Source organism: Nocardia sp. JCM 38205 (assembly GCF_058222935.1).
In genome coordinates this window covers 37395-61252 of sequence record NZ_JBYHFL010000002.1, presented here as the reverse complement: position 1 = coordinate 61252, position 23858 = coordinate 37395, and the positions used below count along the sequence as shown (strand labels likewise).

The window sequence follows — 23858 nt, the reverse complement described above, 5'->3', positions numbered from 1 at the left end:
ATCGGCTGGTTGCGCCCGATGTCGAGCGAAGCGCGATCGAGCGTCAGGGTTCGCGGCCCGGCTCGCGTTTCCGCGACCGATGCGCAAGCCGAAGGCAAGCAGCGGTTCGGAAACGCGAGCCATCAGGGGCCGTGAACACGCGGCGCGGAGGCGCCGCAGTCAGACAGCGAGATCAGGCAACCTTCGCGGATTCGATCACGACGTTCTCCGACGGAACGTCCTGGTGGACGCCGTGCGAGGAGGTGGAAACCGCGGCGATCTTGTCGACCACCTCGGTGCCCTCGGTGACGGTGCCGAACACCGCGTAACCCCAACCCTGGCCGGCCGGCTGGGTGTGGTTGAGGAAGTCGTTGTCGGCCACGTTGATGAAGAACTGCGCGGTCGCCGAATGCGGGTCGTTGGTGCGCGCCATGGCGACGGTGTAGCGGTCGTTCTTGAGGCCGTTGCCCGCCTCGTTCTGGATCGGGGCCTTGGTCGGCTTCTGCTTCATATCGCCGTCGAAGCCGCCGCCCTGGATCATGAAGCCGGGGATGACGCGGTGGAAGATGGTGCCGTCGTAATGCCCGGCGTTCACGTACTCCAGGAAGTTCTTCACCGTGTTCGGTGCCTTGGCGTCGTCCAGCTCCAGCCCGATGGTTCCGTAGTTCGTCTCGAGATTCACCTTTGTCATACCCCACAGCTTTCCACTAGCCCCACCGGTCGACGGTAATTCGGGTGCCGTTTCTTCCGAATCCGCGTTCTGCTAAATAGCCGCCGCCCGGGCAATGTCGTGCTGAGCACGCCCCGTCTGGCACCGCGCTCTAGACTTCCCAACCGTGTCAGATGCAGTCGCTGTTTTGCCGGAGACGCCGCCCGCACCGCAGGTCGCTCCGCGCGATTTCCGGACCGCGCGGCTCATCGCGCTGGTCGCGGGAGTGCTCGGTGCCCTGTTCGCGCTGGCCACGCCGTTCTTACCGGTGACGCAGACGACGGCGACGCTGAGCTGGCCGCAGAACGGGCAGCTCACGAATGTGCAGGCGCCGCTGATGTCGCAGGTGCCGATCGAGCTGCGCGCGACCATCCCGTGTTCGGCGGTCGCGCAATTGCCGCCGCAGGGCGGCATGCTGCTGGCCACCGCGCCGCCGCAGGGCGATCGGGCGGCGCTGGAGGCACTGTTCGTCCGGGTCTCGGACACCTCGGTGGACGTCGTCGACCGCAACGCCGTGGTCGCCTCCGCCCAGCGCGATGAGCTGGCCGGCTGCACCGACATCACCATCACCTCCGATATCGACCGCACGCACGCGATCTTCAACGGCCTGACCACCGATACGGGTCAGCCGGTGGAAGGGCAGCTGCTCGGCGATCTGCGGCCGCAGGTGGTCGGCGTCTTCACCGACCTGAAGGGTGAGGTCCCCGCGGGCCTGGCCTTCGACACCACCATCGACACCCGCTACAGCTCCACGCCGACCGCGATCAAGATGATCGCGATGATCGCGGCGGTGCTGTGCACCCTGATCGCGCTGGCGGCGCTGGCCCGCCTGGACACCAGCGACGGCCGCGGCCACCGCCGGTTCCTGCCCGCGCGCTGGTTCAAGCCAACCTGGGCCGACGGCGCCGTCATCGGCACGCTGCTGGTGTGGCATTTCGTCGGCGCCAACACCTCCGACGACGGCTACATCCTGAGCATGGTCCGGGTCGCGCCCGACGCCGGCTATATGGCCAACTACTTCCGCTGGTACGGCGTCCCCGAGGCGCCGTTCGGCTGGTACTACTACGTCATCCAGCTCTTCGCCGAGGTGTCGACGGCCAGCCCGTGGGTGCGTTTGCCCGCGCTGGCCTGCGCGATCCTGTGCTGGATGGTGATCAGCCGCGAGGTGGTGCCCCGGCTTGGTCGCGGGGTGCGCAACAGCCGGGTGGCGCTGTGGACCGGTGGCCTGGTGTTCCTGGCCTTCTGGCTGCCGTTCGACAACGGCCTGCGCTCGGAGCCGATCGTCGCGCTCGGCGCGCTGCTGACCTGGGTCTCGATCGAGCGGGCCATCGCCACCGGACGGCTGCTGCCCGCCGCGGCCGCGGTGCTGATCGCCGCGTTCACGCTCGCCGCCGCGCCGACCGGCCTGATGTGTGTGGCCGCGTTGCTTGCCGGTATCCGGCCCATGGTCAAGATCGTGGTGCGTAAGCGGCGCGAACACGGGACGCTGCCGCTGCTCGCGCCGATCGCCGCCGCCGGTCTACTGGTGTTGACCGTCGTCTACAGCGATCAGACCTTCGCGGGCATCCAGGAAGCCAACCGGGTCCGCCAGGCCACCGGCCCCAACCTGGCCTGGTACGAGGACTACCTGCGCTACTACTACCTGTTCGTGGAGACCGTCGACGGTTCGGTCTCGCGCCGGTTCGCCTTCCTGGTGATGCTGCTGTGCCTGTTCACCACGATGCTGGTGCTGCTGCGCAGGCGCCGGGTGCCCGGCATCGCCAGCGCCCCGACCTGGCGGTTGATGGGCATCGTGTTCGGAACGATCTTCTTCATGATGTTCAACCCGACCAAGTGGACCCACCACTTCGGCGCCTACGCCGGTATCGCCGGTTCGCTGGCGGCGGTCACGGCGGTCGCGGTGTCGGCCAGTGCGCTGCGTGCGCGCAAGAACCGGGCGATCTTCCTGGCGGGTCTGCTGTTCGTGCTCGCGGTGGCGTTCTCCGGGATCAACGGCTACTGGTACGTCTCCAGCTTCGGGGTGCCGTGGTTCGACAAGCGGGTCTCGGTCAGCGGCATCCAGTCCAACACCGTCATCCTGATCCTGTTCGGGCTGGCGCTGGCGCTGGTGGCCTGGCACGCGCTGCGTGAGGGGTATGCGAAACCGCCGAGTTCGCCGCGCTCGGCCCGCGGGCGGCGGATCCGGAAATTCGCCGCCATCCCGTTGACGCTGGTCGCCGCGGCGATGGTGCTGTTCGAGGTGCTCTCGCTGGTCAAGGGTGCGTACTCGCAGTACCCCGGCTATTCGCTGGCGCGCTCGAACTTCGACGCCATCACCGGCTCCAGCTGCGGTCTCGCCAACGACGTGCTGGTCGAAGCCGATCCCAACGGTGGCCGGTTGACCCCGATCATCGATCCGGCGAACCCGCCGACCAACCCGAACGATCCGCTGGCCGGCGTCGACCCGGAGGGCTTCGATCCCAACGGTGTGCCCGACGATCTGTCCGCCGACGCCGTCGAGGTGAAGCCGGGCACCGGCAACACCTCCACCCAGTCGGTCGGCGCCGCGTTCGCCGAGGGGCAGAGCGCGGGCACCGGCGGCGGCCAGGGCGCGCTCGGCGTCAACGGCAGCACCGTGGCCCTGCCGTTCGGGCTCGACCCGGCGACCACACCCGTGCTCGGTAGCTACCAGAACGGCGTGCAGAAGCCGGCCTTCGTGACGTCGAGCTGGTACGGGCTGCCGGAGCGGTCCGAGGACAAGCCGCTGATCGTCATCTCCGCGGCCGGGCGCATCCTGTCCTACGACGACACCGGCGCCATGCAGTACGGCCAGTCGCTGACCGTGGACTACGGCAAGCGTCAGCCCGACGGCAGCGTCACCCAGCTGGGCACCTACCTGCCCCGCGATATCGGACCGTTCCCGTCCTGGCGCAACCTGCGGGTGCCGCTGGACGAGATCGCCCCCGAAGCCGATGCGGTGCGCATCGTCGCCAACGACCCGATCCTGATCGGCGACCAGTGGCTGGCCTTCACCCCGCCGCGGGTGCCGACCCTGGAATCGGCCAACAGCTTCCTCGGTTCCGAGCAGCCGGTGCTGCTGGACTGGGCCGTCGGCCTCCAGTTCCCCTGCCAGCGCCCGTTCGCCCACCACAACGGCGTCGCCGAGGTCCCGCGCTACCGCATCCTGCCCGACCGCCCGCTGGCCGTGAGCTCCACCGACACCTGGCAGGCCCAGGAATTCGGCGGCCCCCTCGGCTTCTCCCAGATGCTCGCCGAATCGGTCACCATGCCCACCTATCTGAAGGACGACTGGGCCCGCGACTGGGGTTCCCTGGAACGCTACGACCAGTACTACGAGGCAGTCCCGGCCGAACTGCAGACGGGCACCGAAACTCGCTCCGGTTTGTGGCAGCCGGGCAAGCTCCGGGTGTTCTGAGCCGTCCCAGAACGTGACGAAGGGCGGTGCTCGTCATATCGACGAGTACCGCCCTTTCTGCGGAAGCCGGCTCCGGGCTGCGGATGCGGGGGAAGGTGCGGGACTTCTGAGCAGTCTGGACTGTTATAAGTCTGGCGGTACGCTCGTCGGCATGACGAGCGGCGCCCCGAGCGACTGGTACCGGTGGATCCCCGCGCAGATTACTGCGGCGGAATACGAGGATCTGCCTGCGGATTTCAGCCGCACCATCGAGGTGGTCGACGGTCACATCGTGAAGTGCGAGAGTCCGTCGCGGTTGCACAACCGGGTGGCGCGCAGGTTGGCTGCCTCACTGGAGAGCGGCCGTAAGCCCGAGCCATGCCTGATGGTCGAAACGGACGTCGACGTCCGGCTCAGCGACGTTCCGTTGAGCCTGCGCCGCCCGGACGTCACGGTGTATCACTGCCTGGAGGATGACGAACGGCTCTACGCCGGCGACGCCGTACTGGTCGTGGAGATCGTTTCGCCCGACAGCTCCTTCCGGACCGACACCGTCGAGAAAAAGGCTGTGTACGCGGCGGCCGGCATCCCCGCTTACCTGATTGTGTACCCCAACGAATCCGGCGACGGAATCTCCCAGATCGAGGAATTCCGGCTGTCGGACGGCCGCTACCACCTCGTCTACCTGCACACGCGCCGCCTGACGATGGAAGATCCGGTGCCGGTCGACGTCTCCTTCGCCGAATTGATCTCTGGGTGATCGGCTTCTGGTCGCGCGCCTAGGAAACTGAGGAAGGGCGGTGTTCGTCGTTATGACGAGCACCGCCCTTTGGGTGGACGAGGGAAGTTCGCTGACTACACGTTGGTGAGGCGCCGGCCGAGTTCGCGCCGTAACACCTCCTGATCGGGTAACCGATTGAGCACCCGTAGCACCGACGGGCGCAGTTCTCGTTGCTCCTCGTCGGTGAGCAGTCCGACGAGATCGCGCAGGGGCATATCTTCGAAGGCCGGAGTCATAGGTTCAACTGTACGACTCGACGCTGGGTAAATCCTGAGATCGAAACAAGCAGTAGCGCAACGTTTCCCGGGGGGATGCTGTGTGACCGGCGGGTTACTGCCGGGTATCGCCCCGGGCCGGAAAATCTACCGATCGTGCCGGGGAAGTGTCCACCATTGGGAAGGTCCGATCTGGGTCGGACGATTCCGGCACGGCCGGTCCTCTGTTCACAGCGCCCCGGACAAGTCCGGCAGGCGGCGCGTGCCGGCAGTGAGCTCATGCGACAGGTCGCCGTAGCCGAGCGAAAGCTCGGCTAGCCGCTGCCAGGCGAAGTGGAGCTCCCAGGGTGGTGCGTCACGGGCGAGTTCGGAATGGGCCAGGACCGAGAACCGGGCAAGGCGGTCGACCACCCCGCCCATGGTCTCGGTGTGCATGTAAGCGGCGCCGAGCGGCGGGCGAATCGAGCCGGCGACCCATCGGTCGATCTTCTGTCTCAGGATGGCTCTGCGAGAGTTGTTCTCGGCGAAGGCAAACCCGGACGAATCTGGTTGCTTCTGATGCAACGCGGCAAGTTCGGACGCGGCCTCCAGGACTGGGTGGGGTTGCCGCACGGTTCCCGTGCAGGCTTCCAGGACCATATCTTTCGACGGCAGGGTGATCATTTCATTCCTGTCTTGTGTGGATACTGCTCAGCCGAGCACCGTGGACAGCTCCTCCAGCGCGGCCAGGTATTGAAGGCAGTCCGGACCGTGCTCAGCGTGTGCTGTGAGGACATAGGCGGCCCGTGACCGATCCATCTGTGTCGGTGAGCGAGAGCAGTCCCGGTGTTGCCTCTCCCATAGACGGATCTCGTTGGACATACGTGGCTCCGGTGGGTCGACGGGGTTCTACACGCTCGGAACCGAGCGCTATCGAAACCATCTCTCCAGCTAGGAAGAGTTTTCAGGCACACGACCGCTACGGAGCCTCTACGCTTCCGGTTACGGATCGAGCGAGCTATGGGTGGGTGGATCGTGATCGTGACCGAGTGGACCGGAGTCGAAGTACGCGCGATGCGACTCGCAGCCCTGCGCGTTTCCCAGGAGGCCATGGCGGAACTGCTCGGATTCACCGAGGCTGTCGTGCGCAAATGGGAGAAGCGCGGCGCAACGATCACGCTATGTCACCAGTACGCCGAGGCAATGGATACGATGCTGCGGCGGCTCGACGACGATCAGCGGCAACGTTTCGCCGCTGCGCTGGCAAAACGGTCAGCCGCGCCGATCATCGGACCCACACCTCCCGTCGGCGTCCTGTTCGAGCCCACGTCAGTGATTCTCGACCGGATTCAGCGTTTGTCCACGTTGGACGCCGACGACCAGCTGGCCGACGGCCTGGATCTTGCGATCGCGTATGTCCTCGATCGGTACGAGTCGGAGGGTCCGCAACGCCAAGCGCCCGAAGTGGTGGCACTGCGCCATCGAGTCGAGGAATTGCTATCTCAGCCCAGGCACCCGGGGCACCTCCAGCGGTTGAATCGCCTTGCGGCGCGGCTGTCGGGCGTACTGGCCTACATGGCCGTCAACAGCGGCAGATTCGGCCTCGCGAAGATGTACTGTCGCGAGGCGCTAACGCTGGCTACCTCCATTGGCGACCGCGAGCTGCGGGCATGGATCAAAGGGACCGAGGCCTTCTGCGCCTACTACATGGGGGATTACCGCCACTCCGCGGACTTGGCCCGCGAAGGCATCGAATTAGCAGGTACGGGACCACAGGCAATCCGCCTGTATTCCAACGGGCTTGCGCGCGCGCTCGGCAAATTAGGTGATATCGCAGGTGTCGACAGAGCTATCGAGCAAGCTTCCGACATCGTGGAAGTTCATGGCACGGGTCTGTCTCTGACTCCCGCCTTGACCTTTGCCCCGTACGGGCGTGCCCGAGTAATGGCCAACGCAGCGACGGCCTACCTCTCGGCGGGCCGGTACGACAAGACCTTGGAATACAGCCAGCGGGTCCAGGAACAGATCGAGGCTTCGGACTCGGCGTGGAGCCGCTCACTGGTCGGCCTCGATATCGCCACAGCCCTCACCCGCAAACCCCAACCGGACCTCGAAGAGGCTGTGCACGTGGGTATCAAGGCGCTCTCGGCGTCCGGCAATCGCCCCATCCGATCCGTCTGGCAACGCGCACACGAACTCGGTGCGGTGTTGCGGGCGGCGCCGTCGACCGTGGCGGACGACTATCTCGATCACCTCCGTGAATGGTCAGCAGCCACGCGCGAACTCACCGTGCCCGAGTCCGAGTGACCAGCCAGCCTGATCTTTGCGCGGTTGTCCCATCGGTAGGTCCGGCCTTCGCGCCGCAATGCGACCAGATCGACAGAATCCACCCGAACCCACACCAGGGGCAGTTCGCGCAGTGCCGCCACCCTCTCGATCAGATCGCCCGCTGGCTGCGCCGTATTCACGTAGCCGATGCCGAGGTGGGGCCGGAAGCTTGTGGTCCTCTCGCGCGCCTGGGTGCCAGGGAGAACGCGCGCTGTGCATGCGAGAAGTACTTGGTGCAGTTCGAGCAGTGGATCCCAGGGAGCGACCGAGAACCGGACAGCGCTGCGCGAACCAGCCAGCGGGCCGACGAGCAGATCAAAGGGGCTCGACCCGGATAAGCTTTGCTCGGCCAGCGCGACCAATTCGCTGACCTGCGCATCGGAGACATCCTGGGTATCACCGATGGCAGACAGCGTGATGTGTAGTCCCCCCTGAGGAATCGGATCCAAGACGTCGGTGCCGAGCTGCGCCTGGCACTTCTGTGCGAGCGCCGCCAGTCGTTCGTCGTCGAAGGTCAGGTACCAGTAGTAGCCCGTGCGGCCCAGCGGCCAGTGCTTCAGCCGCCAATGATCGTCAAGCTTTCGTAGCCGGGCGAACGCAGACCAATCATTCGAGCCGATCGCATCGGGATCGGCTGTTGAGGACGGCATTGACGTCGGGAACGGAAGGCTGGCCTTATCGTTCATACTGGCAGCGTGCCCTCTGGAAGTCGGCAGGTCCACCGCGAGTTTACGGGAGCCACAGCCGGGGGTTACATGACAACCCATGGATGCCCAACTCCATAGCCTCAAAGCATTCGTGCCGTTCACAAGCACCTCTGATACGGTTGGCCGGTACCAAACGTCAGGGGGTAGTAGGTGGCCATGCAGAACATCAACTTCGGGCAGGCCGAAATCGCTGCATTCAGTCAGGCTGCACAATCTGGCACAATCCGGTACAACCCGGATGTCGCTCGCGACGCTGCAACCCAATACCAGAACATGATTGACGGCCTGCTTGAAATCCGCAGGAACCTCGGTAACGCTACCAAGGCAGTCGGCTTCGGTGGACTTGAATCCGCACAACAACTGGCGAATGGGTTCGCGAAAAAGGCGGTCGACGGTATTGATGTCATCGAGCAGCTGATCGAAGGTGCCATGCGCATGAAAGAAGCATATCTGCGGGCCGGAAACCTTTTGGCTGAGGCTGATGCCCAAAATGCAGCAATTTTGCAATTCGCTAACGACGCTTCCGATTCTGGGTTGCAACGATGAAGCGCACAGTACTGATCACAGGCATCGTCGCCGCCGTCGTTGCCGCTGGATGTTCTGTCGATAGCGGATCAGACGTTTCCGGATCGGCTATGCCCCATGCGACGACAACCGCACCGCAGATCGCTGTCAGCGTGAAACCCGCCCCGGCCCAATACAACCAGGGTCGAAATGAAGTTGCCTTCGACCCATGCTTTGGCGTGGGCGATGAAATAGTCCACGCCGCCGGTTTCGACCCAAAAACTCGCGAGCGTGAAGATTACGTGTTCGATACGTACTCGTTCATCGGCTGCGAGTTTCAGTACAAAGAAACGCAAGGCGGTTCGCGGGTAACAATTAGAACGCTGACCTTGATGTCATCGAACATCAAGCTGGAAGAGTATAGGCAGAAATACAAAGATACGACCGATATTTCTGTTGGCGGCCGTCGGGCGATCCGGTATGTCAACCCGGACGGACACCGGGACGCCTGCAATGTGGCGATAGCTTCCGCCGACGGCGTCCTCGATATTACAAAGAATGTGAGTTCTCCATTCACAACGGAGAAACCTTGTGATCGGATTCAGGAAATCGCGGAGGCAGTCGAGTCCGCGCTCCCCGAAGGGTAAACTGGCATGCACCAGGGTGGGTTTGCGGCGCTGCTGGCGGTGGCCAGGGAGAAGTAGCTCGCCGGCCAGCAAGAACTCAACGCGGCGGAGTAGCCGAGGGATTGATGGGATCCGGCATCTGCTGGATAAAGGGTTCTGGTTTGAATGGCTCACAAACTTGCGACCTCATCTCGTCGGTCACAGAGTTATCGATTCCCATATCGACCAATAGCCAGCGAGGGCTCTCTGGCCGGGACCCATCGGCGGCCGGGCGATCGGTCCATTGGACCCGCGGGTGTATAAGTTGGTACGGGTGGGGATCATCGGGTGTGGGGCCGACCGTATTACCGTCCTCATAGACAGAATAGGTACCAGGAGTGCTATAGGCACATATGGCAAACTCGAGTGTGTCTCGGTCTATTTCTCTAGCATCCACAACTCGCTGCGTTATTCCGCCAGTTGAGCCGATGAATCCCGGTGGGTGCGGCACTGGTGTCGTGATGCTGCCGGACTCCGGTGCAGCCTGCTGGAGAAAGCGGATGCGTGTCGATTCTGGAGTTTCGGGGTAGGGTATCGCCATGCTGTCCGCTGACATCGCAAGAGCGAATTCTGCGGCCACTCGCATTGGCTCATTCATCGGTATCGAGATTTCCGAATAATATCGGACTTCGGGGTAGGGAAATTCGGCGGTGCTCGACGACACCCGGCTGACATCGTGCTCAGTGTTGCTGGGTGTACATGCAGAGGTAATTGCTATTGCAGCACCCGCAATAAGTGTGGCCAGCGGGACGGAACGCATCATGAGCCTCCTTGCTGTCCGAGGTTTATCGAGTACGACTGGCTGTAATCTGTAATGTATTGGTTCAGTCCCTGTGTGGCTAGGAAGTCGAGGAAGGCTCTGTTCTTGATCGGGTCCTCTCGAATCGCGACAAGGTCGAATGGTTGGCCCCCGTTTTGCAAAATTGGCGGGAGCTGTCCGGCCGAATAGGCGGCAGTTAGTATCGACTGGTGCGCATTCCCGGTCGCTTCAGCCCGTAGCACAGCCTCGCTGGGCCGCTCCATGTAATCGTATTCGGGCTTTCCGAGCCATTGCTGCACTTGGTTCGTCACGGCGTCGCCTACTTCGACGCCGGTTATTCCGGTAGCAATATCGGCGTGCGGAATCTTCCCAACAGCTTGATCGGCCAGTTGCCCAGCAATTGCAGCACCGGCCATCTTCGCCTGGTACATAGCGTTTGATGGATTCTCAACGGCTTCGCCCTTGATCTGGTCCTGGTTGATTAATGCATCCCACATTGCGTTGTCGAGCCGGCCTGAGAGAGTGGCGGCGTCGCTGCCGGCGAGTGCGTTGGCAGGTGCGCCAGGGTAGTCGCGCATCGCGCGGGTGAGTTCGTCCAATCGGTGTTGTTCGACGGCCGTTGTGAGTGTGAGGCGGCCTTCCTCAGAGTAGGAGCCGAGTTGCAGCAGCCGGTTTGCCTCCTCAGCATTCCAAACGACCTGACCGCCGGGGAGCACGTCGCTCTGTGTGTAGCCGTTGGCCTGTCCGGGTGTGCTGACCGCACCGAGATTCGCACTGACCGCTTGACTTACCGCTGTTGCGATTTCAGGATTCGCCGCGAAGCTCTTCCGGCTGTTTTCCCACGCGCCATTGTCGTCCAGGGGTGCCAGCATATTGCCCAGCCCCGCCAGCGCTTGCCGACCGCGCTCGCCGCGAGGATCGTCGGGCGGTAGCTTCGATTCGTCGGTAATTCGGTCGATCAGCATCGATGCCCCGCGCCCGTTGTCAGAGTCGGACCAGTCGTAATTGAGGAGGTTACGGACAGTTTCTTCGGGCTTGTACCCCTCGGGCATACCCTCCCCAGTCCAGATCTTATGGCTGGAGTCATCATTGCGGCCTGCTATGTCGAGGAAGCTCGCAGCAGCTTCATCGCGCCCATCGGGATGGTATTGGTCCTGGATCATGTCAGAGGACTTCAAGTAGAGCTGGGTTCCCAGCTCGGTTCCGGGCTCATACCCCGGGTTCGCCTGGCCCAGGAGGGACGCCAGTTCGTTCGTGTCTTCCCATTGTTCTTGCAAGGCCACTACCGGCCCGCCTGGAACATTGGGATCGATCGGGTCGGGGTCGGTACGGCGTGCCTCGATGAGTTCTCGAAGTCCCTGCGGCACATTCTGGTAGCTGCCGGGGTTCGCGAGTGTGCCGTCGGGATTTCGCCCGGTACCGAGATCTTCGTTACTGATGACCATCAGCCCATTGGCGAGCGAGTCGCGCTGAGCAGCGGCGACGGTATTGCCCGCTTCCTCCTGGGTCCTGAGGTGTTCCATCAGCCCGAGCATGCCGTCCTTGCCAGCCGTCTGATACAGGTTTCGGTAGTACTCCTGGACTCCTGGCGGCAGCGAGTCGACTTCGCCACCTTCTGACAGGATGCGAAGCTGTTCTTGGGTAAGTGGTTGTGGTGGAAGCTGCCTCGCGATTCGATCCAGTACGGCGGGGTCACGCTCGTGTTCCTTCGTGCTCGCCCAATCGGCCAGAGCTTGACCGTCCTCTTTGCCTAGCCCGGCGGAGTCGCTCGGTGCAGCCGTTGGGGCATCGACGCCGTCACCCAGCTGATCGCCTCGAACGCGAATCTCTTGGGTCGCCGTGCTGATGGCAACGCCAACTTCGCTGATGGCGCCGGCAAGACTGTAGTAGGCAGCGTTGATCAGGCTCTGGTGAGCATTTACCTTGTCGGTAACGGTCTGCTTGTCCTGATCCGACAGCGTGCCGCCAGTTTGGCTCGCGGAGACCACCCAGTTGTCGGCAACTTGAAGCTTGACTGGCGAGGTCGCATCATTCTCCGCATCACTCACCTTCCCCAGCAGCAACCGCTTCTCGTTGGCCAACCGCTGATCCGCCGCCCGGAGCGCCGCTGCAACATCCCGGATCTCCTGGGACAACTTGCGGCCTTGGTCGTGCTCCTCGGTAAAGCGGTCCGAAGCCGCGTCATGCGCCTTGCCCGACCAGCTGGTTCCCGTGAAGTGGGTAAGGATCTGGCCGAGCTGGGTTTCGTAGTACTGAGTGTCGGTCTCTAGCTCGGTGGCCCACTCCGAGAGCTTCTCCGGCTTCCAGTTGGTGACCTCGTTGCGTGTCGGCATTGCCTACCCCCGGCCCTTGAAGTCCATCGTGTCGAGCTTCTTCTTGAAGTCTTCGTCCGTCATCTGCATGTTGTCCGCGCACTGCTTGACCAGGGTGGACAGCGCCTGGATGCGTTGGGCGACGCGAAGCCAGGCGCCCTCGGTGAACTCGCCGGTCTGTGCACAGACCTGGCCGAGTGAGCAGCCGGGGAGGGCGGCGCCGATCTGGTCGCCTGCGGTGCGCACGTCGATCTTGTCGATCTCCTGGCTCACGGTGTCCAGTGTGGTGGCCAGCTTCTTGAGCTGGTCGATGTCGGCCTGGATCATGAGACGTCCCCCTTCTCGGCGCGAGCCGACCGGCTCGGCGTGCCGTGAATGTTCAACTGCGCTGGAACAATATCGGAGTGATGCCAGCGGCTTCCAGGCGATGCTCGACCGCCGCATATTCGGATGGCGCGTGTTAACCTGCCGAGTCGGAACACATGTGTCTTGGCGCGCGAAGGGGGCCGCTATGGGCGGGCAGGATGGTTCGACGCCACCTCTACCACCAGCGAGTTCGATCCCGATTCCGGGGCTGCAAGAGCTCATCGTGTCGAAGGATGCGCAGAACGCGGCCAGTCGGGCCCGCACGTCACTCGGACTCGCGGCGGCCGACGATACTCGTCTCAGCGAGCTCGGCGCCGGCACCGACCCAGATTTCGTGAGCACGCTCGAACACTTCGAGGGCATGACCCACCAAGCGATGTACCAGGCAGTACATGGGCCGGGGGGCATCGACGCGGCCGGTATGCGCACCTTGCAGCGAGTGTGGCAGGAATACGCTACCGACCTTCTTAATCTCTCGATGTTCAACATGATGGGCCTGAACCGCATCTTCGGTTCGGGCGAATGGCAAGGAGCGAGTGCCAGCGCTGCGGAAACCGCCTCGATGCAGTTCGCAAACGCCGCGAATCAGATCGGCCAAGTGTTCAGCTCGGTGAACCTACGGCTCGACGCATTGGCCTGGGCTGCCGAGGCGGTGCGGACCGCGATCCAGCCGCCGCCGGCATCCACTATCCCGCTGCCCGATCCCGACAATCGAGACCAGTCGGCCGCACCCGGTCTGATCAACCCCGAATACGCCGATAGCGACCGCGCGGCAAGGGAACTCGCTCGCCAAGAGGCGGTTCGGGTGATGAACACCATCTACAAGCCGAATTTTCCGCCCGCAGGCGCCGCGGTTCCTTCCTACGTCGAGGTTCCGCAGATCGGCGGCGGAGACGGAACATCGGGCGGGAGCTCGGGCAGCGGGCCGTCGGGTGGCCTCGGTGGCTCGACTGGTGGCCCAGCGACTGGCGGTGCCGGACAACCCGGAGCGGGCACTCCACCAGCGGAAACTCCCGCAAACGGTGGTCAGGGACTGCCGAAGACCGGACTCGAGGGGCTTGGGATCCCAGAAGGGTTGGGTCTTCCCGAAGGGTTGCTGCCCGGGGCCGATGGCACGACGCCGGCATCAACTACAGCTGCCGGTCTCGGCCCCGGCGCAACCTCATCACCGAATTCCACTGGTTTCGGTGCCTCCGGTCCGGGTGGATCGGGGCTGGGCCTGGACGGTTCAGATCGGGCAGGTCGCTCACTGCCGGATTCCGGCGGTCCGGGTGCATCACGTCCGGGTGTACCGGGCGTCGGCCCAGGTGTGGGTCCCGGTGCAGCCGCCGCGGGCGCGCGTCCTGCTGGCGCCGGGGCCAGGGGAATGCCCATGTCGCCGATGGCGCCGGGCGGACGCCGAAATGAGGACGACGAGAAGGAGCATTCGGCGCCCGACTACCTGCGCGGAGTATCCGACGAGTGGACCGCGGGTCTCGAAAGCCCGGTAGAGGTGATCGGTGCAGGACTCGCACCCGAGTTCGACCCATCCTTCACCCAGATGGCCGCGAACTATGAGGTCGAAGAGCCGAACACCGGATCGTCGAGATGGGTATCGCAGGAATTGAACTCCCCAGCTCCTGAGCGCGCGGTTGCCGCGCAGCCCGGAAACTCTGCGGCAGATGGTGATTGGGATGTGGATGTCGTTACCGACACCGAACCCGCGCCTGTTCAGCAGAGGGACTACGACGCCGGAGCGAGGCCCGCCGCGACGGAGATAGCGAGCACCGCACCTACCAGCGCACCACAGTCCGCTGAGGTGTTCAGCGTCTCGGGCGCTGGACCGATGATGGACGAACCATCGCCACCACAGTCAGCAAGCGAACCAGAGTCGTTCACAATCTCTGGCACGGGACCGATGATGGACGACGCACCGCTCGAGGCCGCAAGCTCCACGCAGTTTACGGTGTCCGGCACCGGACCGGTCATGGATGAAACGCCATCCGACCAGGAGGAGACATCTAGCGAACCGGAGGTTTTCACTGTGTCGGGGGTGGGTCCGATGATGGATGAACCGACTGAAGGTGCTGGCCGACAGTGACGAGAACAAAGTGGGTGTTCACGCCCGATGAGTTCGCGTGGGTATGGGGTGAGACCGGGCGCGACGAATATCCGGACCCGATCAGCATCATCGAATCCGCCACGACCGAAGACGAGTACGCCGAGCTCATCGGCCCGATTCGCGCTCGGTATCCCAGATTCGGCGACCCAGATCTAACCGGTCCGCTGCGCGTGCTGGCCGATCCGGACTTGCGGATCATCTGTAGCGGGCACTCGCACAGGTCGAGCAAGCGCGCGCGTTCGGTAGGCGCAGCCTCTGGTGAACTTGGCGTGATCCTCTTCCAGAGGTCCGGAGCGACGCCTGAATCCGGCGGCGACATCCAAATGGTCATCACCCGACGCGAGAGTCTCGGCAAGCAGATCGCCGCCACGATGCCTCCGGCTGAGCCGGGCGCGGCTGGCGATATGGTCGGCTATACGCCCCGCGTGCGCGGTGAAGAACCACCGAGTTCCTGGGGGCGTTCTCGAAACGATGAGCTACCGGTCGAGGAGCGCATTCGCGCTCTGCTGCTGGCACCGCGCAGCGCCGAGGGCTATCTCAAGGTCCAGACTCATCTGCGCACAGACCGGCCGCAGCCGCCGGTCTACCTGAGCTGGATCGACGTCCGCGATGACCACCCGGCAGCGGGCCGGTATCTGATCGATATCGACCATCACGACACCAAGCTCAAAGCCGCTACAGCGGAGGCTACAGCGGCTGCATTGGCGCGTAGGGCGGGAATTGCCCAGCGCTGAGGCGCTGGCCTCTCTGAAGACGCGGGTGAAGTTGGCTCTGGATCACTGCTTCTGGCCACTTGTTCGATTACCCGTGCCCGATCGTGATGTCACACTGACTGTCCCCACTTCGTCAACCTGTCGAACCGCCCGATAAAGGGATGTCGGCAGCGAAACGGAGGGATTCCGATGACGAACCACACCTCGACCTCTCCCGTCCTCGTTCGGTCGGAGGCGGCGGAAACATTGCAGGACGGGGCGCTCAGCCAGATCATGTTGCTCGCCCAGGGCAGTGCGACCGGGGGTGCGTTGACCTCGAACAAGGCGCGGTTGCTGAAGGGCTCGCCCGGTGCGCCTGCGCATTTTCATACCGGGATGACCGAGATGTTCCTCGTGCTCGACGGTGCAGCGCGGTTCTTGGTGGACGACAAGATCGTGCGGCTGGGCCGGGGGGACTTTCTGACCATCCCGGCCGGCGTGCCGCACGCGTTCGCACCCGCGGCCGACTCGGACGCCGAACTGTTCGTCGCGTTCACGCCCGGCCCGGACCGGTTCGACTACTACCGGCTGCTGGAGCGGGTCTATCGGGGCGAAGCCACCATTCAAGACATTCGCGACCGCTCCGAGCGTTTCGACAACCACTACTTCGACAGTGCGGTGTGGCGCGAGGAACTCGCTCGCGTCATCTGATCCTGATCGGGGAGTCGTCGGCGAGGCCGGAGCGGGTCACAGTCGTGATGTCGAGTTCGGCCGGCATCGCCTCCGGGTCGTACGGGGTGAACTGTTCCAGCGAACCCCAGTCGCGGCCCCAGTCGTCGTTCAGGTACGTGGGCACGGTCTCGGCTTGCAGTAGTAGTTCGGTCCAGCCGAGGGGGCCGCCGCCGATGTCGTCCTGCCAGGCGTTGGAGGCGTCGGAGCCGACGCGGTCGGGCAGGATGCGCCAGCGCGGGACCTCGGCGACGCCGTAGCGGTGGTCGAAGGGACGCTGGCAGGGGAAGGCCAGGCCGACGTGCCAGTCCAGCAGGACCGGGTCGGTGTGGCCGACGACCGAATCGAGGGTGGCCAGGCGCGGCAGGCGGGGCGGGGTGATGGCCAGCCATTGCCGCTGGGTGATGTCGTTGTCGGTGGCGACCAGGCGCACCGCATTCACCTCGGCGGGCAGCTGGTCCAGCGGCACGCGCAGGTTGCGCCAGGACGGCGCCGGTCCGATATCGGTCGGCGCGATCGCGCCGAGGACGGTCATGGTGCCGTCGGCGGCGCGGGTTCCGTACTCCAGCACCAGGTCCTGGCCGTAGGTGAGCACGCCGTCGGCGTCGACGGAGCGGATACGACCGGCCGCGGTGATGGCGAGCACCTGGTAGGCGGGGTCCTCGCGCAGGGAGCCGGACAGGTCGAGGCGATACCACTGGGTGGTGAGCTTCGCCTGCTTCTGGTCGTCGTCCTGGTAGCTGCCGAGCACCGGGGTGCGGGCGGGGTCGAGGCCGAACGGGAGCGCGACAGTCGACCCGTTGATGCCCGCCTGCGCGGTGGTGCCGCCGCCGGTGCCCGCGCCGGTGGTGTCGCTGGTCTTGTTGTCGTTATCGGTTTCGACGGTATTGGCGCCGCCGCCGGCGATTTCCTCGGCGTCGGCGGTGAGATCGTCGGCCACGCCGTCGGGGGTGAATCCGACTGTCTGTACGCCGGGTTCGCTGGAGACGAGACCGTCGGCGGGGTCGCCGTCGTACGGAGTCAGCAGTGAATCGGCGGTATTGGTTTCCACCAGTACCGAATCCGCGAGCGCGCAGGGCTCACCGGCCAGGGAGCGCACATTGGATTTCGCGACCGAGTACGCGGGGTATTGGGAAACGGCGGCTTTGGCCAGCGAGGCCACCTCGAAGATCACCATCAGCGCGGCCGCGATCGTCAACGGGGCCGAGGCGTACCGGCCCCATCGCGAACCGCCGGAACGCTGATACGGCTGCCGGTAATGCAGCCACAGCGCGACCAGCAGCGCCAGCACGCTGAGCCCGAGGAACAGCGTCGATATGCCCTTGCCCGCCACCAGCGGCGCCTTGTCCCACCAGGGCACACCGTAACTGGACACATACCACCAGCCGTTGGACCCGGTGAACGTGATGGCGAGCAGGAAAAGCACGGCCGCGGCGAACAGCGCCCGGTTACGCGCCGAGCGAATCCCGTTGACGCCCACCGCGACCGCCGCCAAAGCGGCGAGCGAACCGGCCAGCCCGGCGTACACGCCGAAGTGATGGGTCCATTTGGTCGGCGTCCACATCATCAGCAGCAGCGAGGCGAACACGATGCCGAGAATGCGCACCGACGGCCCACGCGAGGTGCCGGGAATCCGGCCCTTGCGCAACACTTGCAGTACACAGACCAGCAGGCACAGCAGCATCAGCAGCACACCGAAACGCCGCGACAGCGAACCGTCCGGTGCCAGCATGAGCAGCGAGTCCCAGCGGGTGCGCTCGTCGAACCATGCGACGTTGGGCCCGACGATGGTGCGCACCCGGGTGGCTTCCATGACGGTGGCCAGGGTCTGGTCGGCGAAAATGACCACCAGCACCAGGGTTCCGGCGGCGATGCCCGGTGCGAGCAGCGCCGCGTAGCGGAAGATTCCGCTGGCGAGCGAACCGCGCGGGCGCTGAGCGGGTTTCGCATCGGCTTCCCGAACCCGGCTGTCAGGTCGCTGGGGGACGCCGTCCGGCCGAGCTTCGCCGCCCGCGCCCCGCACTCGCGCCCGAGCCTCGGCGAGCACCGATTGCGTCGCAACCTCACCCCGCGCCCGCTTCACGATCACCTGCAACACCGGCCGCGACCCAGCGATCAGTGCCGCGATACAGATCAGCCCGGTCGGCCCGGCGGCCAGCGAGAAGGCCGCGATGAGAATGCCGATCGCCGCGGGCAGCAACCGTGAGGTGGCGATGGCGCGTTCGATCGAGCACCAGGTGAGCAGCGCACCGGCAGCGATCAGCGGTTCGGGCCGCAGGCCGTTGTCGTAGGGCAGCCAGAAGGCCAGGAACACCAGTCCGGCCGTCCACAATGCCACCTTGTTGCGGCGCACTCGCGCACCGAGCCGGGGCAGCACCTCGCGGCTGATCACCAGCCAGCACACCACGCCGGCCAGCAGCGCGGGCAGCCGCATCCACGGGCTGGCGTCGGAGACCCGCGTCATCCATGACAGCACCTCGTACGACCACCCGAACGGCGCCTCGGGCACCCCGAACCAGCGGTAGTAGTTGGCCATGTAGCCGGCGTGCTCGGAGGCACGCGCCATGTTCAGGATGTAGCCGTCGTCGGAGGTGTTGGCGCCGATGACGTGCCAGAGCGCGAGCGTGCCGAGCACCGCGCCGTCGGCGAGGGTGAACCGCCACCAGTGCGCGGGCAGGAAGCGGCGCGCACGTCGCCCGTCGGAGGTGTCGAGCAGATGCAGCGCGATCAGCGCGACGATGGTGCTCAGCACCGCGATGATCATCGCAGCGAGCTTCAACACGCTGGGCGAGGAGCTGAAACGCGAATCGATATCGGCGTGCAACCGGATGCCGTCGAGCCGCGCCTGCTCCAATTCGGTGAACACGCCGACCATCTGCGGCCGGATATCGCGAGTGACGGTGGCGCGGAACGGCGTTCCATCCGCGCGATTCGCCCCGGAGATCTCGGCGCTGGTGGCCGCGGCTTCCGAGGTGACCCGCACGACTTCACAATCGCCGATCTCGGCCACCGGCGCCGACAGCAACGGCACATCACGCAACAGCACCGACAGCGAACCGTCGCGCACCGCCACGATCAGCCCCTTGGCCGAGGCCTGATCCGACTCCATCGGGATGGTGGAGACCAGCGTGCCCGTAGCGTCCCGCAGCACCGGGCACGGCACCGTGAGCTCGAGGCGCAGCGGTTCGTAACTCACCAGTGGCGCTTCGACGCTCGTCTGCCCGGCCTGCGGCCAGTCGAGCACCGCCTGCTCCTGACGCACCGGCAGCAGCGGGGTCAGCAACGCCAGCACGAATCCGAGAAATCCGGAGACGAGGGCGATCAGGCGGAGACGGTTGAACGCTCTGGGAGATCGGTCCGGTCGCACGGGACTCGACTCTAACCGGCGCTGCCGGACGCAGCCCGCTGCCTGCCCGTGGGCGCCGAAGCTAACGCAGCATCCGCACGTCCCACACCCAGACGTCCTCGACCCTGGTCGGTCCGGTGCCGAGCAGTTCGGTCATGGTCTGGCGCAGGGTATCGGCGTTGGTGGTGCGTGGCAGTACCACCACGTCGGCCTGGCAGTACCGCAGATCGGCCAGTGCCGCCGCGCGGTCGTCGGCGTCGATCGCCGGAACCTTTCCGGTGTCCTGCGCCTTCACCAGCAGCGACGCGGTGGCCCGCGCGGCGGGACCGTAGATGCCCTTCTTGTCCGCGCCGGTGGGCCCGACGAAGTAGCCGCCGGCGAGCGGGAAGGTGAAGCCCGCGTCGGCTTGCCAGCGCAGCGCCCGCGCGTCGGGTGGGCGCGGCGGCGGCACCACCACCACCGAGCCGTGGTCGACGTACCGGTCGACGGTGCCGTCGGCGAAGAACTGCGGCGTCTCCTGGCGCTCGGCCACCGGCAGGATCGTCGGCACCAGCGGCAGCAAAGCGAAGGCGAGCGCGGCGAACCAGCCGAGCGGCTTGGGGTCGACCGCGGACTCCTTCCACAGGGCGACGGCCCGTTCGGTGGCCAGCGCCAGGATCACCGCGATGGCCGGAATCGCGGCCATGGTCAGCCGGGATTCCAGCATGGAGTTGACCAGCGGCACCGATTCGAGCAGCCGCCATGGCAGCGCGATGCCGGTGGGTTCTTTGCCGAACTCCGCCTCCGAACCCAGTGACAGCACCCCGAACACCACGATGACGCCCGTCGCGGCCCGCACCATGCGCTCACGCCACAGCAGCGCGACGGTCGCCACCAGCAGCAACAGCAGCGGCCAGCCGAAATAGGCGTTCTGTTCGGTCGGATTGATCGCCACGCTCTGGCCGGGGGAGAACATGCCGCCGAGCGATTCCGAGGGGAACTGGGCGATGGCCTTGAGATCGTTGCCCATCGGACCGTGGTCGATGGATCGATAGCTCTGCGGCCCGAAGAACTGCCACCACAGCGGGATCGCGGTGAGCGCGAGCGTGATCGCCGCGGCCAGCGCCACCGTCGGGGTGGCGCGGCGCAGCACGAGCAGCCCGGCCCGTGGTTCGCGCAGGTAGTAGCCGATGGCGAAGACCGCGATGGCGAGCGCGAAGATCAGCAGAGGTTCCTCGCCGAGCGCGATCTGCATCGCCACCAGTAAGCCGAGGATCAGCGCATCGCGAACCCGGCGGCCCGGCCGCTCGGTCACGCTCGCCCGGCGCACCAGCCGGATCAGCTGCCCGGCGATCAGCGGCAGCAGAACCAGCACCACGAAGTTCGGGTGGGCATTGGCGTGCGAGATCATCGCCGGCGCGAAGCCGCAGAACAGACCGCCGATGACGGCCGCGGTCCGCGAACTCACCAGTTCCCGGGAGAACAGCCAGTACCAGGCGAACGCGGTCGCGCTCAGGCCGAGGGTGAGGACGAACACGAAGGTGACCGTCGGCCCGAACAACAGGGTGACCGGCGTCAACGGGACCCCGACTCCGAACATGGCCGTATTGGCCATCATGTTCACCCCGGCCGGGAAGTTTTGCAGATTCGTCCCGAGCGGGTTCTCCAGATTCGCGACCGAATGGGCGGTGATCGCGAAGAACCACTCCCACATGGTCTGGTCCTGGCCGCTCTTGATCAGGTAGGAGCCGCTGGTATCGCGCCACTGCCCGGACAGGATGACGGTCGCGAGCACCAGGTAGCCGGTGCCGACCAGCAGGTCGGCGCGCGGTATCCGCAGCCGCGGACGGGTCCGTTCGGGTGTGTGGTCGGTGGCGAGCCGCGGAGCCGTCGACGGCCCTTCCGTCGCGACCTCCACCGCCGTCGATCCACCCCGCTCGACGTCAGGTTCCCCACTCAAAACGTAATACAACTCCTCGTGCCGGCCGGATCAGCAGCCCACCGTACCCAACCACCCTGAGTGCGAGCTGACAACCCGCGGCCTGCCCGCCGCCCTCAGCGCGCGAGCGTGATCAGCGTGAACGGACCGATATCGGTGCTGGTGAAGCGCGGATCGTCGAACAGCGCGCGGGGGAAGGCGACGGTGTACCGGCTCACATTCGGATCGTTGGGATAGACGTCCTTTGCGAGCCTCAGCGTGTAGTCCTCGCCGCTGCGCCGGAACAGGAACGCATCCGGAGCCCGCCACGGCGCCGCGTCCATCGCGTCGAGCAGTTCCTGCGGGGATTCCAGCGCGCTCCACGCTTCGATCGCCGCCGCGCGTTCGGCGAATTCGGCGAGCGGGTTGGCGTAGTGCGAGGTCAGGCCCTGGAAACCGAAGTAGGGGTAGTAGGCGAGGAAGGTGGTGTCGGCGGTGAGCAGCACCGTCTCCGAGCGGGGGCGTCCGGTTCGGGCGGTGAGCGCGGCGTCGATCTCGCGGTAGTAGGCCACCGCCGACGGGTCGCGCTGATCGGCGCGCACGCCGTCGCCGTCGGTGTCGGTGTAGGCGGTGGTGATCTCCGGCGCCAGCACCCGCGGAATGTCCTGGGCGAAGGCCAGCGCACCGACCAGCGCCACCACGACCACCACGATCCGGAACCGCTCCGGTTCGTTGAACGCCTGATACGCCGCCCGCGCGCCCTCCACGAAACCGAACGCACCCGCCGCCGCCAGCAGCACCAGCAGAATCGGTTCCAGGCGGAACGACAGCAGAGTCGTCCCCGCCACGGTCGCCAGCATCGACAGCAGCGACCACAGATACACCGCCAGCACGCCGATCCCGAGCGCCTGCGCCCGCCGCGACGATCCCGCCCGCAGCACCAGCCAGATCGTGCCGATCAGGCAGAACCCGCCGAGCAGCGAGAATTCCACCATCGGGAACGGCAGCTCCGCGCCGGCCTCGGGCAGATAGTGGAATGCCGTGCCGCCGCTGGGCCAGCTGCCGCCGAGCAGCTCGAGCAGGAACGGCAGATAGACGGTGAGCGCGATGAGTCCGGCGATCGCGCCGATGACGACGAGCCGCGCCAGCGGAGGAAGTGCGGCCCGCCACGCGCCGCCGTCGCTCACACCGGAGCGCTGCGCGGAAGCGGTGATCTGGGTGGTGCCGGTGGCCTGGGTGGCAGTGGTGGCCAGGGTGGCACCCGGGCCCTGCGTGGCATCGGCGTCCCGCGTGGCACCGCCGCCCCCGGTGCCCTGGGTGGCATTGGCGCCCTGGGTGGCATCGGCGGGCTGCGTGGCGGTCATGTCCCGCTGGGCGGTGGTGGGGTGGGTGACGGCGGCGTACCCCGCCGCGACCAGCGCCATCAATGTCACCGCGAAGGCCGCGAACGCGAGGTACAGCGTGTAGAAAGTGGCGGCCACCCCCAGGAATATCCCGGTGCCGAGCACCGCACCCCAGCCACCTGCGGTTCCCCGCTGTACGCCCGGCCGATGCAGTGCACCCCAGGCCAGCACCAGCACCGGCGGCAGCAGAATCGCGATGACGGCGCCATAGGCCTCCGGCGCGGCATACGCGACCCCGACCGCCGTCACCGCCGCCGCCACCGCGACCGCCCAGTCCGCGCGGATCAGCTCCGACCACAGCACCAGCGCGAGCACCGCGGCCACCGCGATCGAGCCGATGGCGTACGGCTTGAAGACCTCCCACCCGTCCATGCCGAGCACATTCGCCACCCGGCCGCCGATCCAGAACCATCCGGCCGGATAGAACGGCGGCAGATCCGCGTAGGTCATATCGCGCAGCGCTGCGCTGTCGGTGAGCCTGGTCAGGTACTCGGTGCGGAACTCCTGATCGACGGAGACACCGAACAGGTACAGCTTGGTCGCGGCCAGCGGCATCCCGAGCGTCACCGTGACGAACGCCGAAATCCCGGCCCACGACAGCAGTTTCGCCAACCAAAGCTTGGTCTTGCGCCGGATCAGCACGATCGACGCGACCAGCAGCAGGGCGGAGGCCACCTGCCCGACTGTGGTGAGGGCGCGAGTCACATTGGAGGAGTTGAACGCTGGCCACTGCACCAGCGAAAACGCGTACAGGCCGACCGCCGCGACCACGGCCGCGACAACCGTCGCCAGCACCGCCTGCCCCAGCGCGCCCCCGACCCGGCGCACCAACTGCCTCGACCGCACATCGTCGTTCGTTGTCATCGGCGCGCCCAACCTCCGGCTCCTGTCGTACCGACTGCACGTCGCGGTCAGCCTAGTGGAGCCTCATCCGCGCGCCTCCGTGCCGAGGTCCAGTGGGCCATCACGCGCATTCGACTGCCGGAGTCCG

At 65.7% G+C, this 23858-nt stretch carries 17 protein-coding genes; 8 read left to right on the top strand and 9 right to left on the bottom strand.

Annotated elements, in window-relative coordinates; all coding sequences use genetic code 11:
- Positions 1 to 172 precede the first annotated feature (172 nt).
- Entirely contained in the window at positions 173 to 670 is a 498-nt protein-coding gene (locus tag AC4HOU_RS07135) for a peptidylprolyl isomerase (protein ID WP_130918458.1), read from the bottom strand.
- A gap of 145 nt (positions 671 to 815) precedes the next feature.
- On the opposite strand from AC4HOU_RS07135, the gene AC4HOU_RS07130 reads away from it, so the two are divergent.
- Both AC4HOU_RS07130 and AC4HOU_RS07125 read left to right on the top strand, forming a co-directional pair.
- Complete coding sequence (locus tag AC4HOU_RS07130) at positions 816 to 4103, top strand: arabinosyltransferase domain-containing protein (protein ID WP_490724291.1); 3288 nt, start codon at positions 816 to 818, stop codon at positions 4101 to 4103.
- Between the two features lie 151 nt (positions 4104 to 4254).
- Entirely contained in the window at positions 4255 to 4842 is a 588-nt protein-coding gene (locus AC4HOU_RS07125; RefSeq protein ID WP_228815875.1) for a Uma2 family endonuclease, read from the top strand.
- A 95-nt stretch (positions 4843 to 4937) separates the two neighbouring features.
- Here the strand turns inward: AC4HOU_RS07125 and AC4HOU_RS07120 are convergent, their stop codons facing one another.
- Both AC4HOU_RS07120 and AC4HOU_RS07115 read right to left on the bottom strand, forming a co-directional pair.
- Entirely contained in the window at positions 4938 to 5099 is a 162-nt protein-coding gene (locus AC4HOU_RS07120; protein WP_014348450.1) for a hypothetical protein, read from the bottom strand.
- 207 nt (positions 5100 to 5306) lie between these two features.
- Complete coding sequence (locus AC4HOU_RS07115; RefSeq protein WP_490724290.1) at positions 5307 to 5741, bottom strand: DUF4254 domain-containing protein; 435 nt, start codon at positions 5739 to 5741, stop codon at positions 5307 to 5309.
- A gap of 357 nt (positions 5742 to 6098) precedes the next feature.
- Here AC4HOU_RS07115 and AC4HOU_RS07110 point away from each other — a divergent pair, with 357 nt between their 5' ends.
- Positions 6099 to 7364 carry a helix-turn-helix domain-containing protein gene (locus tag AC4HOU_RS07110; protein ID WP_490724289.1) on the top strand — a complete coding sequence of 422 codons (1266 nt, stop codon included), beginning with the start codon at positions 6099 to 6101 and terminating at the stop codon, positions 7362 to 7364.
- On the opposite strand, the gene AC4HOU_RS07105 is transcribed toward AC4HOU_RS07110, so the two are convergent.
- Positions 7307 to 8071, bottom strand: coding sequence for a 2'-5' RNA ligase family protein (locus tag AC4HOU_RS07105; protein ID WP_490724288.1), 765 nt, complete (start codon positions 8069 to 8071; stop codon positions 7307 to 7309). The genes AC4HOU_RS07110 and AC4HOU_RS07105 overlap by 58 nt on opposite strands.
- A 171-nt stretch (positions 8072 to 8242) precedes the next feature.
- Here AC4HOU_RS07105 and AC4HOU_RS07100 point away from each other — a divergent pair, with 171 nt between their 5' ends.
- Positions 8243 to 8638, top strand: coding sequence for a hypothetical protein (locus tag AC4HOU_RS07100; protein ID WP_490724287.1), 396 nt, complete (start codon positions 8243 to 8245; stop codon positions 8636 to 8638).
- A complete protein-coding gene (locus tag AC4HOU_RS07095; RefSeq protein WP_490724286.1) occupies positions 8635 to 9243 on the top strand; it encodes a DUF3558 domain-containing protein in 609 nt (202 codons plus the stop codon). The genes AC4HOU_RS07100 and AC4HOU_RS07095 overlap by 4 nt, the downstream gene beginning before the upstream one ends.
- Positions 9244 to 10020: 777 nt before the next feature.
- Here AC4HOU_RS07095 and AC4HOU_RS07090 read toward each other — a convergent pair.
- Both AC4HOU_RS07090 and AC4HOU_RS07085 read right to left on the bottom strand, forming a co-directional pair.
- On the bottom strand, positions 10021 to 12354 hold the full coding sequence (locus AC4HOU_RS07090) for a TPR repeat domain-containing protein (RefSeq protein WP_490724285.1): 2334 nt from the start codon (positions 12352 to 12354) through the stop codon (positions 10021 to 10023).
- A 3-nt stretch (positions 12355 to 12357) separates the two neighbouring features.
- The gene (locus AC4HOU_RS07085) at positions 12358 to 12660 is read right to left on the bottom strand and encodes a hypothetical protein (RefSeq protein ID WP_490724284.1); all 303 of its coding nucleotides are present in this window, start codon (positions 12658 to 12660) and stop codon (positions 12358 to 12360) included.
- Between the two features lie 184 nt (positions 12661 to 12844).
- Here AC4HOU_RS07085 and AC4HOU_RS07080 point away from each other — a divergent pair, with 184 nt between their 5' ends.
- The 3 genes from AC4HOU_RS07080 (at position 12845) to AC4HOU_RS07070 (ending at position 16203) form a co-directional block, all read left to right on the top strand.
- Positions 12845 to 14779, top strand: coding sequence for a hypothetical protein (locus AC4HOU_RS07080; protein ID WP_490724283.1), 1935 nt, complete (start codon positions 12845 to 12847; stop codon positions 14777 to 14779).
- Positions 14780 to 14793: 14 nt separating this feature from the next.
- Positions 14794 to 15534 (top strand): ESX secretion-associated protein EspG, encoded by a 741-nt coding sequence (locus AC4HOU_RS07075; RefSeq protein WP_490724282.1) that lies wholly within the window; start codon positions 14794 to 14796, stop codon positions 15532 to 15534.
- A gap of 168 nt (positions 15535 to 15702) precedes the next feature.
- Positions 15703 to 16203 (top strand): cupin domain-containing protein, encoded by a 501-nt coding sequence (locus tag AC4HOU_RS07070; RefSeq protein WP_490724281.1) that lies wholly within the window; start codon positions 15703 to 15705, stop codon positions 16201 to 16203.
- On the opposite strand, the gene AC4HOU_RS07065 is transcribed toward AC4HOU_RS07070, so the two are convergent.
- The 3 genes from AC4HOU_RS07065 to AC4HOU_RS07055 all read right to left on the bottom strand — a co-directional run bounded on the left by AC4HOU_RS07065 (position 16196) and on the right by AC4HOU_RS07055 (position 23731).
- Positions 16196 to 19588, bottom strand: a complete 3393-nt coding sequence (locus AC4HOU_RS07065) for an arabinosyltransferase domain-containing protein (RefSeq protein ID WP_490724280.1) — start codon at positions 19586 to 19588, stop codon at positions 16196 to 16198. The genes AC4HOU_RS07070 and AC4HOU_RS07065 overlap by 8 nt on opposite strands.
- Positions 19589 to 19649: 61 nt before the next feature.
- Positions 19650 to 21506 (bottom strand): glycosyltransferase family protein, encoded by a 1857-nt coding sequence (locus tag AC4HOU_RS07060; protein ID WP_490724279.1) that lies wholly within the window; start codon positions 21504 to 21506, stop codon positions 19650 to 19652.
- Positions 21507 to 21601: 95 nt separating this feature from the next.
- Positions 21602 to 23731, bottom strand: coding sequence for a galactan 5-O-arabinofuranosyltransferase (locus tag AC4HOU_RS07055; protein WP_490724278.1), 2130 nt, complete (start codon positions 23729 to 23731; stop codon positions 21602 to 21604).
- Positions 23732 to 23858: the final 127 nt, after the last annotated feature.